Annotated in this window: 15 protein-coding genes; 9 read left to right on the top strand and 6 right to left on the bottom strand. The window is 70.7% G+C overall.

Annotated features, from left to right (window positions below; genetic code table 11):
• Positions 1–2 precede the first annotated feature (2 nt).
• Genes VNT59_RS07220 through VNT59_RS07205 form a run of 4 tightly spaced genes read left to right on the top strand, consistent with a single transcriptional unit; the run spans position 3 to position 3,768 of the window.
• Positions 3–1,544, top strand: a complete 1,542-nt coding sequence (locus tag VNT59_RS07220; RefSeq protein ID WP_325497649.1) for a hypothetical protein — start codon at positions 3–5, stop codon at positions 1,542–1,544.
• On the top strand, positions 1,541–2,608 hold the full coding sequence (locus VNT59_RS07215; protein WP_325497648.1) for a glycosyltransferase family 2 protein: 1,068 nt from the start codon (positions 1,541–1,543) through the stop codon (positions 2,606–2,608). The genes VNT59_RS07220 and VNT59_RS07215 overlap by 4 nt, the downstream gene beginning before the upstream one ends.
• 3 nt (positions 2,609–2,611) lie before the next feature.
• A complete protein-coding gene (locus VNT59_RS07210; RefSeq protein ID WP_325497647.1) occupies positions 2,612–3,379 on the top strand; it encodes a class I SAM-dependent methyltransferase in 768 nt (255 codons plus the stop codon).
• A complete protein-coding gene (locus VNT59_RS07205; protein WP_325497646.1) occupies positions 3,376–3,768 on the top strand; it encodes a GtrA family protein in 393 nt (130 codons plus the stop codon). The genes VNT59_RS07210 and VNT59_RS07205 overlap by 4 nt, the downstream gene beginning before the upstream one ends.
• Here the strand turns inward: VNT59_RS07205 and VNT59_RS07200 are convergent.
• A complete protein-coding gene (locus VNT59_RS07200) occupies positions 3,765–4,865 on the bottom strand; it encodes a phosphatase PAP2 family protein (protein WP_325497645.1) in 1,101 nt (366 codons plus the stop codon). The two genes, VNT59_RS07205 and VNT59_RS07200, sit on opposite strands and share 4 nt — an antisense overlap.
• Before the next feature lie 225 nt (positions 4,866–5,090).
• Here VNT59_RS07200 and VNT59_RS07195 point away from each other — a divergent pair, with 225 nt between their 5' ends.
• Entirely contained in the window at positions 5,091–5,408 is a 318-nt protein-coding gene (locus VNT59_RS07195) for an I78 family peptidase inhibitor (protein WP_325497644.1), read from the top strand.
• A 19-nt stretch (positions 5,409–5,427) separates the two neighbouring features.
• Here the strand turns inward: VNT59_RS07195 and VNT59_RS07190 are convergent, their stop codons facing one another.
• Both VNT59_RS07190 and polA read right to left on the bottom strand, forming a co-directional pair.
• Entirely contained in the window at positions 5,428–6,123 is a 696-nt protein-coding gene (locus VNT59_RS07190) for a response regulator transcription factor (RefSeq protein ID WP_325497643.1), read from the bottom strand.
• 298 nt (positions 6,124–6,421) lie between these two features.
• On the bottom strand, positions 6,422–9,256 hold the full coding sequence (gene polA, locus VNT59_RS07185) for a DNA polymerase I (protein ID WP_325497642.1): 2,835 nt from the start codon (positions 9,254–9,256) through the stop codon (positions 6,422–6,424).
• Between the two features lie 86 nt (positions 9,257–9,342).
• Here polA and VNT59_RS07180 point away from each other — a divergent pair, with 86 nt between their 5' ends.
• Genes VNT59_RS07180 through VNT59_RS07170 form a run of 3 tightly spaced genes read left to right on the top strand, consistent with a single transcriptional unit; the run spans position 9,343 to position 11,460 of the window.
• Complete coding sequence (locus VNT59_RS07180) at positions 9,343–9,672, top strand: hypothetical protein (RefSeq protein ID WP_325497641.1); 330 nt, start codon at positions 9,343–9,345, stop codon at positions 9,670–9,672.
• A 3-nt stretch (positions 9,673–9,675) separates the two neighbouring features.
• Entirely contained in the window at positions 9,676–10,659 is a 984-nt protein-coding gene (locus VNT59_RS07175; RefSeq protein WP_325497640.1) for a homoserine kinase, read from the top strand.
• 12 nt (positions 10,660–10,671) lie between these two features.
• A complete protein-coding gene (locus VNT59_RS07170; RefSeq protein ID WP_325497639.1) occupies positions 10,672–11,460 on the top strand; it encodes a BPSS1780 family membrane protein in 789 nt (262 codons plus the stop codon).
• Positions 11,461–11,469: 9 nt separating this feature from the next.
• Here the strand turns inward: VNT59_RS07170 and VNT59_RS07165 are convergent, their stop codons facing one another.
• Positions 11,470–12,318 carry an IclR family transcriptional regulator gene (locus VNT59_RS07165; protein WP_325497638.1) on the bottom strand — a complete coding sequence of 283 codons (849 nt, stop codon included), beginning with the start codon at positions 12,316–12,318 and terminating at the stop codon, positions 11,470–11,472.
• 463 nt (positions 12,319–12,781) lie between these two features.
• Between VNT59_RS07165 and VNT59_RS07160 the strand changes: the two genes are divergently transcribed.
• Positions 12,782–14,476, top strand: coding sequence for a hypothetical protein (locus VNT59_RS07160; RefSeq protein WP_325497637.1), 1,695 nt, complete (start codon positions 12,782–12,784; stop codon positions 14,474–14,476).
• 40 nt (positions 14,477–14,516) lie between these two features.
• Here the strand turns inward: VNT59_RS07160 and VNT59_RS07155 are convergent, their stop codons facing one another.
• Both VNT59_RS07155 and VNT59_RS07150 read right to left on the bottom strand, forming a co-directional pair.
• Positions 14,517–14,744, bottom strand: coding sequence for a hypothetical protein (locus tag VNT59_RS07155; protein ID WP_325497636.1), 228 nt, complete (start codon positions 14,742–14,744; stop codon positions 14,517–14,519).
• Between the two features lie 79 nt (positions 14,745–14,823).
• A partial coding sequence (locus VNT59_RS07150; protein ID WP_325497635.1) for a 3'-5' exonuclease occupies positions 14,824–15,718 on the bottom strand: 895 nt, incomplete at its 5' end.

Raw genomic sequence — 15,718 nt, 5'->3', positions numbered from 1 at the left:
CCGTGATCGAGGCACCCGAACTCACCCTCGGTGTCCGGCCCCAGCCGGCAGTGGGCGCCGCGCGCGGCGCCTGGCTCTTCTCGTGGCCGCTGTTGGTCGGCCTCGCGAGTTTCTTCTACTGCTTCTTCCACAGCGACAAGCTGCTGCGCGACGGCGACACGTTCTGGCACGTGGGGGCCGGGCGCTGGATGTTCGAGCACGGCCGCGTCCCGGACGCCGACCCCTTCTCGCACACCATGCCGGGCGCGGCGTGGACGGCCCACGAATGGCTGTCCGAGGTCATCCTGGCGGCGGTGCACCAGGCCGGCGGCTGGACGGCGCTGGTCGCGCTCACGGCGGGCGCCTTCGCCCTCACCGTGGTGCTGCTGACGCGCGCGCTGCTGCGCTGGGTCGAGCCGGTGTACGCGCTGCTGTTCGCGGGGCTGGCCGTCGGCATGGCGGCGTCCCACGTGCTGGTGCGGCCGCACGTGCTGGCGATGCCGTTGATGATGGTCTGGGCACTCGGGCTGGTCCGCGCCGCCGAGGCCGGCCGCTCGCCCTCGCTCTGGCTGCTGCCCGTGATGGCGGTCTGGGCCAACCTGCACGGCGGCTTCACGCTGGGCCTGGCGCTCGCCGTCGCGTTCGCGCTCGAGGCATCGATCGCGGCCTGGCGCGGGCCCCGGCTTGCTCCCACCGTCCGTTCCTGGGGACTGTTCGTGCTGCTCGCCGCTGCCAGCGCGCTGGTCACACCCAACGGCGTCGGCGGCATCCGCTTCACCTGGCAGGTCCTGGTCGAAAGCGGCTATGCGTTGCAGCGCATCGGCGAATGGTGGTCGCCCGACTTCCAGACCTTGCAGCCGCTGGAACTGTGGCTGCTCGGCGGACTGGCCATGGTGATGCACCAGGGGTTGCGGCTGCCGCCGCTGCGCCTGGCTTTGCTGCTCGGCCTGCTGCACCTGGCGCTCAAGCACATGCGCTATGTCGAACTGCTCGGGCTGCTGGCGCCGCTCCTGGTCGCGGCGCCGTTCGCCGCGCAGTGGCGCGCGCGCGCGCGCGGGGCCGGCCAGGCACCGATGCTCGACCGCTTTTTCGAGCGACTGGCTCGACCCGCGGGCGTCGCAGCCATGGCGCTGGCGGCCGCGCTCGTCGCCGGCGTGCCGGTGCTCGTCGCGCGCGTGCAACCGGTCGTCCCGCCCGCGCTGGTCGCGCCTGCCGCCGCCGTCCGGGCCGTGCAGGACGCGGGCATCCGCGGGCCGGTGCTGAACAACTACAGCTGGGGCGGCTACCTGGTCTACCTGGGCATCCCGCCGTTCATCGACGGGCGGGCCGACATGTATGGTGACGCGTTCCTGAAGCAGTACATGGAGGCGCTGGAACTGCGCACCAGCGACGGCCTGGAGCGGCTCGTGGACCGCTACCGCATCGGGTGGACGCTGCTGCCGGCCGGCACGCCCGGGATCGCCTTGCTGGACCGCCTGCCCGGGTGGCGCCGCTTCCATACCGACGAAATCGCCGTGGTCCACGTCCGTGCGGCCATGCCCACGCCCCAGGGAGGACAGCCATGAGCCGAGCCGACCTTCTCACCTGCCCGATGCTGTCGATCGTGGTGCCCTGCTTCAACGAGGAAGCAGTCCTCGGGCAGACCTACGCCCGGCTGGCCGGCCTGCGCGAGCACCTCGTGCGCGGCGGCCGGATCTCCGCACGCAGCGAGATCATCTTCGTCGACGACGGCAGCCGCGACGGAACCTGGCGCCTCATCGACGGCTGGGTGCGCGAGGCGGGCCCGGTCGTCGGCGTGAAGCTGTCGCGCAATTGCGGGCACCAGAACGCCCTGCTGGCCGGCCTCACCTCGGCGCGCGGCGACGCCGTCGTCACCATCGACGCCGACCTGCAGGACGACGAAGGAGCGATCGAGCGGATGCTGGCGGCCTTCGGCGAGGGCGCCGAGGTGGTCTACGGCGTGCGCGAGCGGCGCGACGCGGACACCTGGTTCAAGCGCAATACCGCGCGCCTGTTCTACCGCACCATGCACGCGCTGGGCGTCCAGACGGTCTGCGACCATGCCGACTACCGGCTGCTCAGCCAGCGTGCGATCCGCTACCTGAGCGAGTACAAGGAGGCCAACCTCTTCCTGCGCGGGGTCGTGCCGCTGCTCGGCCTGCGCAGCACGGTGGTGCACTACGACCGTCGGGCGCGCCTGGCCGGCGAGTCGAAGTACCCGCTGCGCAAGATGCTGGAGTTCGCCATCGACGGCGTGACGTCCTTCTCGACCGCGCCGCTGCGCGCCATCGCACTGCTCGGCTTCGCCTTGTCGCTCCTGTGCGTGCTCCTGACGGTCTGGGTGCTCGCCGCCAAGTTCCTGACCACCGACACGGTGCCGGGCTGGGCATCGACCATCCTGCCGATCTACTTCCTGGGCGGCGTGCAGCTGCTCTGCGCCGGCGTGCTGGGCGAGTACGTGGGAAAGATCTACACGGAAGTGAAGCGCCGCCCGCGCTTCTTCATCGAGCAGGTCGCCCAGCCGCAGCCGGCGCAGCCGGTGGCCGCCGCGGCGCGCCCGGTGCGATCGCGCGCCCGCGGGCGGCGGCAGCATGCGGCGGCAGCCGTGTCCGCGCTCGAGGCGAGGTAGGCCATGCCCACGGGAGTCCCCATCGCGCACCGGCCCGGCGCCGACGCCACGAGCCACCGGCTGCGCGACGACGCGGCCCTGCGGGCGGAATTCGACCTGCTGGCCGACGAATACGAAGCCGTCCACGCCGCCAACGTCGCGATCACCGGCGAGCAGCCGGCGTACTTCGCCGAATACAAGGTGGCCGACCTGGGGCGGCTGGCGCGCGCCTCCGCGCTGCGAACCGGACGGATCCTGGATTTCGGCAGCGGCATCGGCAACTCGGTTCCGTTCTTCCGGCGCTACTTTCCGGACAGCGAACTGCACTGCGCGGACGTGTCGTCGCGCAGCATCGACGTCGCTCGCTCGCGCTTTCCCGGCCCCGAGCGCCACCTGCGCATCGATGGCGCCATCCCCCTGCCCTCCGCCAGCCAGGACGTCGTTTTTTCCGCCTGCGTGTTCCACCACATCCCGCACGCCCAGCACGAGCACTGGCTGGCCGAACTGCGCCGGGTGACGCGGCCCGGCGGCGTGCTGGCCATCTACGAACACAACCCGCTCAACCCGCTGACGGTGCACGCCGTGCGGACCTGTCCGCTGGACGTGAACGCCCGGCTGCTGCGCGCCGGCGCGTTGCGCGCCCGCGCGCTCGCGGCGGGCTGGGAGCGCCCGCGCATCGAATACAAGCTGTTCTTCCCCGCATCGCTGCGGCGCCTGCGCTGGCTGGAGCCGCGCCTGCATTGGCTTGCCCTGGGGGCGCAGTACCGGCTGACCGCGCGCCGCCTGCCATGAGCGGCCTGCTGCGCCAGTCGATCCGTTTCGGCGTCGTGGGCGCCGTGAATACCGGCGTGGGCCTGGCCGCGATCTACGGGCTGATGTTCTTCGCCGGCGCCGCGCCGGCCGCCGCCAACCTGGCCGGCTACCTCCTTGGCATGGGGGTCGGCTTCGGCCTCAACCGCTCCTGGACCTTCGCCTCCGGGCGCCCGGTGGCCGATCTCCTGCCGCGCTACGTGCTGGTGCTGGCACTCGCGTACCTTGCCAACCTGGCGGCGGTGCTCGCCGCCACGTCGCGTCTCGCCTGGAATCCCTACCTGGCGCAGCTGGCCGGGATCGCGCTCTATACGTTCGTCGCGTTCCTGGGGTGCCGGCGGTTCGTGTTCGCACGACGCGTGGCCGCCTAGCGGCTCGGCGCCGCGCCGCTTGCGCGCTGCAGCACCTTGCCGACCAGCTTCCAGATCAGGACCGTCGCGGCGATCGCGAAGTAGCCGTCGACGGCGTAGTGCCAGCCAAGGTGCACCGATCCGAAGAGGACGACGCCGGCGAACGCCGCCGCCAGCCAGCCCAGCCGCTGGTGGATGCGGCCCGCGAGCAGGGCGAACATGGCGGCGTTGGCCAGGTGCAGCGAGGGGAAGGCCGAGATGCCGGAGCCCACGCCCACCGCACCGGATACGTACGAGTTCCAGAGCGCGGCCGCCCACTCGCGGCCGATCGAGTGCTGCGCCAGGTACTGCACCAGCGCGCTGAACCTCGGATCGCCGGTGACCTGCTCGTAGTACACCGGGCCCGCCGACATGACGGCACCGGCAGCCAGGTTGCCGAGCACGGGATACATCCACAGGAAGGTCCAGACATACTGGGCGCGCACCTCGCGCAGCCGGGGCAACAGCAGCACGGCGAGCAGGCAGCCCGACAGCAGGATGCCCCAGAAGCCGAAGTACAGGCGTTCGAGGCCGGCCGTCCAGGGCGCGGGCAACAGCGCGCTCGTGTAGCGCCAGGGGTCGCCGCCGTGCAGCCAGGCGTCGGCATGGGCCAGGGCGGGATCGGCAAAGAACGGGATCATGTCGCTCAACATCGTCTTGAGCGACGTGAACACGCCCAGAAACACCGACAGGCTGGCGAACAGCAGCAGGCCGGCGACGGTGTGCGGTCCGAAGCAGGCGGCCAGGAGGCCGCGGAAGGTGCGCAGCGGGCTGCGCGAACCGAGCGACCACAGCCCCGCGCCGGCCACCAGCAGCAGCAGGACGCGCGGCAGCGCGCTGACCAGCCCGAGGTAGCTGAATGGCGCGAACTTCGCGGGCACGCCGGCGGCCAGGCTGACCGCGAGCGCGAGCATGGCGTACACGGCGACGAAACCGTGGAAGCACAGATCGCGGCGCAGGCACGTCGCGTAGGCGCCGCGGCCGACGCGGGCGGCGAAGTCAAGCGCCAGCCCGGGCAGCAGCCGAACGCTCACCGCGTCGCCGGCGCCGGTCTGCTGTGGTCCTTTGGTCAACGGCATGTCGTGTCCTCGCGGCAAGGCCATCGGGCGTCCCGCGGCGCGCGCCCCATGGGGTGCGGGACGTCGCGCCGATCGGCCCCTGCCAATTGGACGCCGGGGGCGCGCCAGGCGCACCAGCGCTCTGTCCCGTCCGGCCTAGGAGAAAACGCTGGTTTTTGTCTGGCGTGGCGCGCGCCGGACACCGTCTGTTGCAGTGCCCGCTGCGCCAGCGCCGGCGACCGGATAATGAAACCCGATATGCCGGTCAGCTCTTCATTCGCCCTGGCACTCGCCACCGCCGCCGCGGCACTGGCCGGTTGCGCCGCGCGCCCGGACACGGCCTCGATGGGCATGGGTGAGTCGCGCTGCCGCGCCGCCGGCGCGCAGGCGGTTCTCGGGCGCCAGCTGGACGCGGTGACCGCGGCCGAGGCGCTGCGCAGCTCCGGCGGCCTGCGCACGCGGGTGATTCCCCCGGGGGGCATGGTGACCTTGGATCACGATCCGATGCGCCTGAACATCGAAGTCGACGACCGCGGCACGATCCGCCGCATGCGCTGCGGCTGAGCCGGGCGCGAGGACCCGGCTAGAAACTGCCGGCCCGCCCTCGCTGGTCGGGAACCTGCTGCAGCGAATGCCGGTTGGCGTATGCATACAGATCCACCCGGTTCGCCAGGCTGAGCTTGCTGTAGATCGAGGTCAGATGATTGCGCAGCGTGTGTTCGCTGATGCACAGCCGGTCGGCGATGACCTTGCCCGGCGCCGCCGCATCACTGGCCACCGCAGCGATCGTGTGGCGCTCGCGCAAGGTCAGCGTCGCGATCTTGGCCCGCTCCGGATCCCGGCGCTCCGCCGCCTTCTCCCGCGCCAGCGCCAGGAAGATCCGGCCGGTGGCGCCGCGGTCGATCCAGAGCTCGCCCTCGTTCACCTTGGCGATGGCCTTGAGGAAGGTCTCGGGCGAGTCGCCGATGCGCACCACGCCGCGCAGGCCGGCCACGATCGCCCGGTCGAGCATGCCCTCGTCGCGGGAGCCGGTCACGAGGATCAGTTTCACGGGCGAGGCCGCGCAGAAGGTCGCGATCTGTTCGGGAGCGACATCGACCGCCAGCACGACCACGTGCGCGGCGCGGCGCGACTCCATCGTGCGGGCCTCGTCGAGACTGTCGGCGCCGCCGGCGACTTCGCATCGGGGGTGGGCCGTCTGCACCATTCGTTCGAGGCCCCAGCGCAACAGGGGCACGCCGATGATGAAGACGCGAATCGGATCAGTGCAAGTCGCCATGAAGCCGCTCCCGAGTCTGACGGTGGGGAGGGGACTGTAATGAACTTTCGCGCGAACCGGCGGAAAGCTCGCCGCACCGGTCCAAGCCGGCGCCTGGCGCCCGGCAGGCAGCGGTTTGCGCCGGCCGAAGTGCGCACGCCGACGCAGGCGCGTCTCGTTTAAGAGACGGCTCAGCCGGAATTTCGCGCCTTCCGGGCAAGTTTCCATGGGCATCGCATGGTCTTTGGGCGACCACGGTCGGGCACTTTATGGGCTCGGCCCCATTCAAATAGTCACAACTGATACACAAGTGAACCAGTCAGTGCGCCTTCTCCCAGTTCTCCGCGACGCCGATCTCCGCCAGCAGCGGGGCCCGCAGTTCGGCGACGCCGGCCATCAGGCGCGGGATCTCGGAGCGCACCCACTCCACCTCATCCTCGGGCACCTCGAACACCAGTTCGTCGTGCACCTGCATGATCATCCTGGTGCGCCGCTGCTGCGCATCGAGCACGTCCTGCACCTTCACCATGCTCAGCTTGATGAGGTCGGCCGCCGTGCCCTGCATCGGCGCGTTGATGGCCGCCCGCTCGGCGCCGCCGCGGCGCGGACCGTTCGGTGAATTGATCTCCGGCAGGTACAGCCGGCGGCCGAACACGGTCTCGACATAGCCGCGGCTCTTGGCCGAGAGCCGGGTCTCGTCCATGTACTGCTTGACGCCGGGATAGCGCTCGAAATAGCGCTGGATGTAGTTCTTGGCCGCGGCGCCGTCGATGCCCAGGTTGCGCGCCAGCCCGAAGGCGCTCATGCCGTAGATCAGGCCGAAGTTGATGACCTTGGCGTAGCGCCGCTGCTCGCCGGTCACCTGGTCGGGCGCGACCCCGAACACCTCCGACGCCGTCGCCCGGTGCACGTCCATGCCCTCGCGAAACGCCCGCAGCAGGGCTTCGTCCTCGGACAGGTGCGCCATGATGCGCAGCTCGATCTGGCTGTAGTCCGCGCTGGCGATCAGGTGCCCGGGCGGGGCGATGAAGGCCTCGCGGATGCGGCGGCCCTCGCTGGTCTTGACCGGAATGTTCTGCAGGTTCGGGTCGTTGCTGGACAGGCGCCCGGTCACCGCCACCGCCTGCGCATAGTGGGTGTGGACGCGGCCGGTGCGCGGATGCACCATCTGCGGCAGCTTGTCGGTGTACGTGCCTTTCAGCTTCGACAGGCTGCGGTGCTCCAGGAGCTTGGCCGGCAGCGGATAGTCCTCGGCCAGTTTCTCCAGCACTTCCTCGTCGGTGCTGGGCACGCCGCTGGCGGTCTTCTTGACGACCGGCAGGCCCAGCTTGGTGAACAGGATCTCGCCGATCTGCTTGGGCGAGCCCAGGTTGAACGGCTGGCCGGCCAGATCGTGCGCCTCCCGCTCCAGCTGCATCATGCGCTGGCCGAGTTCGGCGCTCTGGCGCGCCAGCATGGCGCCGTCGATCAGCACGCCGGTGCGCTCGACCCGGTACAGCGCCTCGCTGCTGCGCATCTCCAGGTCGTAGATGAAGCGCAGCTTGCCGTCCGCCTGCACCTTGGGCCACAGCGCCAGGTGCACGTCCAGCGTCTGGTCCGAGTCCTCGCACGAATACTCCGCGGCCTTGTCGACCGGCACCTGGGCGAAGGGGATCTGGTGCGCCCCCTTGCCGGCGATGTGCTCGTAGTCGATGCCGGTGCGGCCCAGGTGGCGCTCGGCGAGGCTGGCCAGCCCGTGCGGCTTGTGCACTTCCAGCACATAGCTTTGCAGCATCGTGTCGTGCGCATAGCCGCGCACTTCGATGCCGTGGTTGGCGAACACGTGGCGGTCGTACTTGATGTGCTGGCCGAGCTTGGCCCGGGCGGCGTTCTCCAGCCAGGGTTTCAGGCGGGCCAGCGCTTCGTCGCGCGGCAGCTGGTCCGGCGCGTCGCCGTAGCTGTGCGCCAGCGGCAGGTAGGCGGCGACGCCGGGCTGCACGCTGAACGACAGGCCGATGATCTCGGCCTGCATCTCGTCGAGCGAACTGGTCTCGGTGTCCAGCGCCACCAGCTCCGCCGCCTCGATCCTCGCCAGCCACTCGTCGAACTGCGGCCAGGTGAAGATCGTGTCGTACTGCAGGTTGGTCGCCTGCGAGCGGCCGGAGAGGTCGGGGTCCTGGAACTCCGGGCGCCCGCCGGCGCCGAGCCTCTTGCGGCTGCGGTGCTCCTCGATCAGCTCGGGCGGCACGTGGTGGACCTCGAGCTGCCGGGCCAGGCCCTTGAAGCCGTAACGCTCGTAGAACGCCTTGAGCTCGTCGGTGTGCTGGCCGTCGACCACCTTCAGGTCCTGCAGCGCCGGCAGGCCAGGGATATGGTCCTTGAGGTCGCAGTCCTTGCGGATGGTGAGCAGCTCGCGGCCCTTGGGCAGCCATTCCAGCGCCCGGCGCAGGTTCTCGCCGACCGCGCCCTTCACTTCATGGGCTCGCGCCACCAGGGCGTCGAGCGATCCGTATTCGTTCAGCAGCTTCACGGCCGTCTTCGGCCCGACCTTGTCGACGCCCGGCACGTTGTCCACCGAGTCGCCGACCAGGGCCTGGTAGTCCACCATCAGGCGCGGCGGCACGCCGAACTCCGCCTCGACGCCGGCGGCATCGCGCCTGCGGTCGTTCATGGTGTCGATCACCACCACGTGGTCGTTGACCAGCTGGCTCAGGTCCTTGTCGCCGCTGGAGATCACCGTCTCGATGTCGCGCTCGGTCGCCATGCAGGCCAGCGTGCCGATCACGTCGTCGGCCTCCACGCCCGGCACGCTCAGCACCTTCCAGCCGAGCAGCCGCACCACCTCGTGGATGGCGTCGATCTGCGTGCGCAGGTCGGGCGGCATCGGCGAGCGGGTCGCCTTGTACTCGGGATAGATGTCGTCGCGGAAGGTCCTGCCCGGGGCGTCGAAGACGCAGGCGACGTAGTCCGCGCGCACGTCGCGGCGCAGCTTCTGCAGCATGTTGATCATGCCGCGGATCGCGCCCGTGGCCGGGCTGGTCGGATCGCCGGGCACCGCCCGCAGGTCCGGCATGGCGTGGAACGCGCGGTACAGGTAACTGGATCCGTCGACCAGCAGCAGCACCTCGCGGCCCGTGTGCTCCGTGGCTTGCTCTTGGCTCGTGTCGTCGCTCATGGCGGCGATTGTGCCTGCGGTGGAGCACCCGGCCGCGGCGCCGGCGGCAACGGCGCGAAGCTCGCCCCACGCCCTACAATTGCCCCATGCAACCGCGACTTCTGCTCCTCTGGGCCGCCCTGGCGGCCAACGTGGCGTTCGCCCAGGCGCCGGCGGCGCCGCTGGTGCAGGAATCGCCGGCGCTGGAAGGGCGCAAGAACCAGAAGGTCGAGCGCATCCACGTCGAAGACAAGGGCGTCGCCATCGACGAGGTCCGCTATGGCGGCCAGACCCAGAGCATCACGGTGCAGCCCAAGGCCGGCGTGCCCGAATACGAGATCCAGCCGACCGACCTGGGCCGCAGCCGCCCCGCCGACCACCGCGACGGCATGAGCAGCGCGACCGGCCAGCGCGTCTGGAACGTCTTCAAGTTCTAGGACATGGCAGTCTTCACGGAAGTCTCGGAGGGCGAGGCCGGCGAACTGGTGCGCCGCCTGCAACTGGGCGAACTGCGCGAGCTGCGCGGCATCCAGGGCGGGATCGAGAACACCAACTACTTCCTCACCACGGAGCAGGACGGCGCGCGGCGCGAATACGTGCTGACCCTGTTCGAGCGGCTGTCGTTCGGGCAGCTGCCGTTCTACCTGTACCTGATGAAGCACCTGGCGCGCCACGGCATCCCCGTGCCCGAGCCGCATGCGGTGCCGGGCACCACCGGCCAGGACGATCCCGACGGGCAGCTGCTGCACAAGGTGTGCGGCAAGCCGGCCGCCGTGGTCGACCGGCTGCGCGGCGCCAGCGTGCTCGCCCCGGGTCCGGCGCACTGCGCCGCCGTCGGCGCGATGCTGGCGCAGATGCACCTGGTCGGGCGCGACTACGGGCGCCACCAGCCGAACCTGCGCGGGCTCGCGTGGTGGAACGAAACGGTGCCTGTGGTGCTGCCCTACCTCACCGAGGCCCAGGCGGCGCTGCTGCGCAGCGAACTCGCCTTCCAGAACCATGTCGCCGCCAGCTCGCTGCATGCCGCGTTGCCGCGCGGTCCGATCCACGCCGACCTGTTCCGCGACAACGTGATGTTCGAGGACGGCCGGCTGACGGGCTTCTTCGACTTCTACTTCGCCGGGGTCGACAGCTGGCTGTTCGACGTGGCGGTGTGCCTGAACGACTGGTGCATCGACGACACCGGGGCGCACGACGAGGCCAGGGCCGGCGCGTTCCTCGCGGCCTACGGCCGGGCGCGGCCCTTGGCCGCCGCCGAGCGCCGCCTGCTGCCCGCGATGCTGCGCGCCGGCGCCCTGCGCTTCTGGATCTCGCGCCTGTGGGACTTCCACCTGCCCCGCGAGGCGTCGATGCTCCAGCCGCACGACCCGTCGCACTTCGAGCGGGTGCTGCGCGCGCGGGTCGCGCAGCCGGTCGCCGTCTAGCCACTGGCGCCCATGAAACTCAACATCGTTCCCGCCCGCACCGGCCTCACCTGGATGCGGCTCGGCGTCAAGACGTTCTTGCGGCAACCGCTGGCGCTGGCCGGGCTGTTCTTCCTCTACATCGCCGCGGGCGCGCTGCTCTCGCTGGTCCCATTGGTCGGTCCGGTGCTGGCGCTGGGCATCGTGCCGGCCGCCACGCTGGGGCTGATGGCGGCGACGCAGGAGGCCGACAAGGGGCGCTTTCCGATGCCCACCGTGCTGGTGAGCGCGTTCCGCGCCGGCCGCCAGCGGCTGCGCGCGATGGTGATCCTGGGCGCGCTGTACGCCGCCGCCTGCCTGGCCGTCATGGCCATCACGCAGATGGTCGTGGAGGTGCCGCGTTCGCCCGAGGCGAGCGGCACCGCGGCCATGATGACGCCCGAATACCGGCTGTCGATGCTGCTGGCGATGACGCTCTACCTGCCGGTGTCGCTGATGTTCTGGCACGCGCCGGCGCTGGTGCACTGGCATGGCATCTCGCCGGCCAAGAGCCTGTTCTTCAGCACCGTGGCCTGCCTGCGCAACTGGCGCGCCCTGACGCTGTTCGGGCTGGCCTGGCTCGCCCTGCTCATCGCCGCCTCCACGTCGATGGTGCTGCTCACCGTGGGCACCGGCAGCCCGCAGCTGGCGGGCGCCGCGCTGATGCCGCTGGCGCTGATCTTCACGGCCATGTTCTCGACGTCGATCTACTTCACCTTCCGCGATTCGTTCGTCGCGACGCCCGAGGGCGGGCCGGGAGAAGCCGTCGAAGAGCCGTCCTGACCGGGGCGCTCAGGCCCCGCCGGGCTGCTCCAGCCGGTTGGCGAGCTCGAGCAGCTGCGGCCGCACCTCGCCCAGCAGGAAGGCCGGCGACAGGTTGAAGCCGGGTCCGCCGCAGTTGATCGACATCACCGAGCGGCCGCCCGGCGCGTGAAACGCGATGGCGATGGCATTGACGTCCTTTTGCCAGTCGCCGAAGGACGTGCAGCACCCGAGCTCCTGGTATTGCGCCAGCGCCCGCTCGATGCCGGCCTGCAGCTGCGGCCAGGCCTGCGGATGGCGGTCCCGGATCCGGTCCATCAGCACCGAGCGCTGTGCTTCGCTGCAGCGCGCGAGGTAGGCGCGGCCCATGGCCGTGGTCGCCACCGGGATGCGCGAGCCGACGTCCAGGCTCAGCGTCAGCGCCGACTCGCTGCGGCAGTTCTCCACGTAGATCATGCTCAGGCGGTCGCGCATCCCCAGCGACACCATGGCCTGCGAACGGTCGGCCAGTTCCTGCATCAGCGGCCGGGCCATCTGCCGCACATCCATGCGGGCCAGCATGGTGCTGCCCAGCGCCAGCACGGCGCTGCCGAGGCGGTAGCCGGCGTTGCCGTTGCCGTCCTCCGCGTGCTCGAGGTAGCCCTGCTTCGTGAGCGTGTAGGTCAGGCGGGAGATGGTCGACTTGGGCAGGCCGCAGCGGCGCGCCAGTTCCTGGTTGCCCAGCATCCGGTCGCGCGAGCGGAAAGCGCTGAGCACGTCCAGGCCGCGGGCGAGCGCCGTCACGAAATGGCGGTCCGGCTTCGCGTTGATCGGCCGCTTGACCGGTGCGGCGGCATCGGGGGTGCTGGGGCGGGTGGTGACGGAACGGAGGTTCTGCATGACGGAAATGGAAACGGGGTGGCGGCGCGGCGATCCGACGGCCCTCGCCGCGCCCGCAGCGTCGATTGTGCAGGGTCCGGGGGGCCAGCCGCCTGTTCCGGAGTGCAGAACCCGGGAATGGTGCCGGCGGCGGACTGCCCTTCGGGGCAGATCGTCCCTGCCGGCGTTGCGCTCCACACACGGCCGTCGCTCGAGCGACCCGACGCTTCGGCAACCCACCCGAGACGTAATTTCTGTTGCCTGCCTGTGTACTTTGATCTGGGTCATCTTGCGCCCTCGGCCGCGGGCTATTTCTTGATCCGGACCGGGCTTGCGGCGTGCGCAGCAGTGGCGGACGCGCGCTCGGCCAGGGCACCGATGACGAGCACCGTTCGCGACGCCCGCGGGCGCGCCGCCGATTCACCAAGGCGAGGCCCGTCGAGCGATCCGTCGGCGTGCCCGTCAAGAACACGTGGAGTGGCAGATGAAAACAAGCACCTTCCTGATTCGCTTCTTCATGCTGGTGGCCACGAGCCTCGCCATGGCAGGTTGCGGCGGCGGTGGCGGGGGCGACGGCGGTGGTGGCGGCGGCATTCCCGCGCACGCGCCGGCCATTTCCAACATGACGTACGCCCCGCCGACGGCGGTCGCGGCGCCGAACGGCACCGTGACCATCCACGGCACGGTCGCCTTCACCGATGCGGGCGGAGACATCGCCTCCCTGCGAATGGTGAGCAGCGGCGGCGCCGATCTGACGGTGCCCACGCCGGCGCTCAGCGGCATCAAGAGCGGGACGGCCATCGGCTCATTCGTCGTTTCGGTCGACCAAGTGGGCAAATACACGTTCGAGGTCTGGGCGGTCGACAGCGCCGGACGGACCTCGAACCGGCTGGCCGGGACCTTCGAGGTGCTGCCGCCGGTCCAGTCCACCCACGCCCCCTCGATCGCCAACCTCAGGTACACGCCCGCGGCGGCGCCGCAGGCATGGAACGGCAAGGCGAGCGTGACCGGCGCTTTCGACTTCAGCGATGCCGGCGGCGATATCGCTGCGTTCCGGCTGGTGACCGGTGCCGGCGCCGATGTCACGCTGCCCGCGCCGTCGCTGGCCGGCCTGAAGAACGGAACCGGCACCGCGACCTTCGTCGTCTCGCTGGACCAGGTCGGCAAGTATCCGTTCGAGGTCTGGGCCATCGACCGCCTGGGCAACTATTCGAACCAGCTGTCCGGCGTCTTCGAGGTGCTGCCACCGCCATCGGACACCTGGGTCAGGCTGGGCGTATCGCCGCCCAACACCCTGTTCGCCATCGGTTCCAACGGCCACCAGTACGTCGCCGTCGGCGCGGGCGGCACGGTCATGACCTCCTCCGACCTGAACAGCTGGACGGCCCGGACCTCCGGCGTGGGCCATGTGCTTCGCAGCGTCGCCTCCTCGCCGGCGCGCTTCGTCGCGGTCGGCGACAACGGGAGCGGCGAAGCGATCGTGATCGGTTCCGCCGACGGGGTGGCATGGTCGGTGCAGTACCGCAGCACGACCGCGTCGTCACGACTGGCCAAGGTGATCTGGACCGGAACGCAGTTCGTGGCCGTCGGCCAGGAAGGCCGTGCCGGCGCAGGCGGCATGTACGCCCTGGTGCTGACCTCGCCGGACGGGATGACGTGGACCCAGCGCGCGCCGCGGACGATCGAACTCGGCGAGACGGGCTTCCCGGTGGAAAACAACATGACCTCGGTCGCATCGTCCGGCACCCTGCTCGTCGCCCTGGGCCTCGCGCCGCCCTTCGATCCGGCGGCCTGGCGTTCGACCAATGCCGACGCATGGACGCGGGCGGGCCTGCCCGCCGCCGCCGCCGTGGCGTTCTTCGCGCCGAGCGACATCGCCTGGGGCGGCGGGCGCTTCGTCGCGGTGAGCCCGGTGCCCGACGCCAGCGGCCACGCCCCGACGTTCGCCTCGACCGATGGCGCCAATTGGCAAAGCGGCGCGACAGGGTCGAGACTGCCGCCGATGAATGCCGTGGCGGCGGGCCCGGGCGAGTACCTCGCGGTCGGCCCCTCGTACCGCATGCATTCGACCGACGGGCTGGCGTGGACCGTGTCGCCCATGACCGGCTGCGGCAACGGTGTGCTCTGGGACGGCGCGCGCTACGTGTCGGTGGGGGCTTCGATCTGCAGATCGCCGTGACGCTGCCGGCCCGTGCGGCACCGGGGCGCTGAATCCGGTGTCAGCGCGCCCACATCAGCCACAGCACGCCGACCCCGGCCGCCCAGACCAGCACGAGCAGGATCGCCAGCACGGCGAGGAACCGCAGCAGCCAGGCGCGCGGCCGGCCACGCAGCTGGTACAGCGTCCAGCCGGCGGCGGCGACGCCGACCAGCACCCCGGCGATCTGCCACACGATCGCCCCGCCGGGCGCGAACTTGTCCAGGCCCGGCAGCAGGAAGGCGCTCAAGGCGGCGAAGACCGCGACGGCGGCGCTGGCCGCCGGCGAGCGGCGCAGACCGGGTCGACTGCGCGCCGGCCCGCCCATCTCAGGACACCGGCGTCAGCTTGGCCACCGCCAGCGCCAGCCACTTGACGCCATGGCGGGGGAAATTGATCTGGGCGCGGGCGTCGTCGCCCTGCCCCTCGATCGACAGCACCGTGCCTTCGCCGAACTTGGTGTGGAACACCTTCATGCCGTTCCTCAGGCCGTGCGAAGGCGCGGCCTTCTGCGCCGGCACCGGCGGACTGGCGAACGAGTCCTTGCCGAAACCGCTGGCGTAGCCGCCGCCGCCGCGCGTCGTCGGGTAGCCGGCGCCGTACCCGAACGCCGAGCCGCCGAAGCTCTGGTGCTTGGGCGTCAGCCACTTCAATGCGCCTTCCGGCAATTCGTCGAAGAAGCGGCTGCGCACGTTGTAGCGCGTCTGGCCGTGCAGCAGGCGCGTCTGCGAATGGCTCAGGTACAAGCGCCGGCGCGCGCGCGTGATCGCCACGTACATCAGCCGCCGCTCTTCCTCGAGGCCGGCGGGATCGGACATCGAGTTCTCGTGCGGAAACAGGCCCTCTTCCAGTCCGCTGATGAACACGCAATCGAATTCCAGCCCCTTGGCCGAGTGCACCGTCATCAGCTGGATCGCGTCCTGGCCGGCCTCGGCCTGGTTGTCGCCCGACTCCAGCGCCGCATGGGTCAGGAACGCCGCCAGCGGCGACAGCGTCTCGCCGGTTTCCGCGTCCGGCGGCACGTAGTCGGGCGCCGGCTCGTTGATTTCGGGCAGGCTGGGATCGAGGCCCTGGCTCGCCGGCGACTGGCGCAACGGGCCGGGACCCAGTTCGTCCACCGGCATCGCCACAGCATCGCGGCCGAAGCCTTCCTGCGTGACGAAGCTCTCGGCGGCGTTCACCAGTTCCTGCAGGTTCTCGATGCGGTCGGCGCCTTCGCGCTCG

Origin of the sequence: Ramlibacter sp. (genome assembly GCF_035554825.1) — a bacterium.
Lineage (GTDB): Bacteria > Pseudomonadota > Gammaproteobacteria > Burkholderiales > Burkholderiaceae_C > Ramlibacter.
Note: the sequence above shows the minus strand (reverse complement) of the source record. Positions and strands in the feature narration are given on the sequence as shown.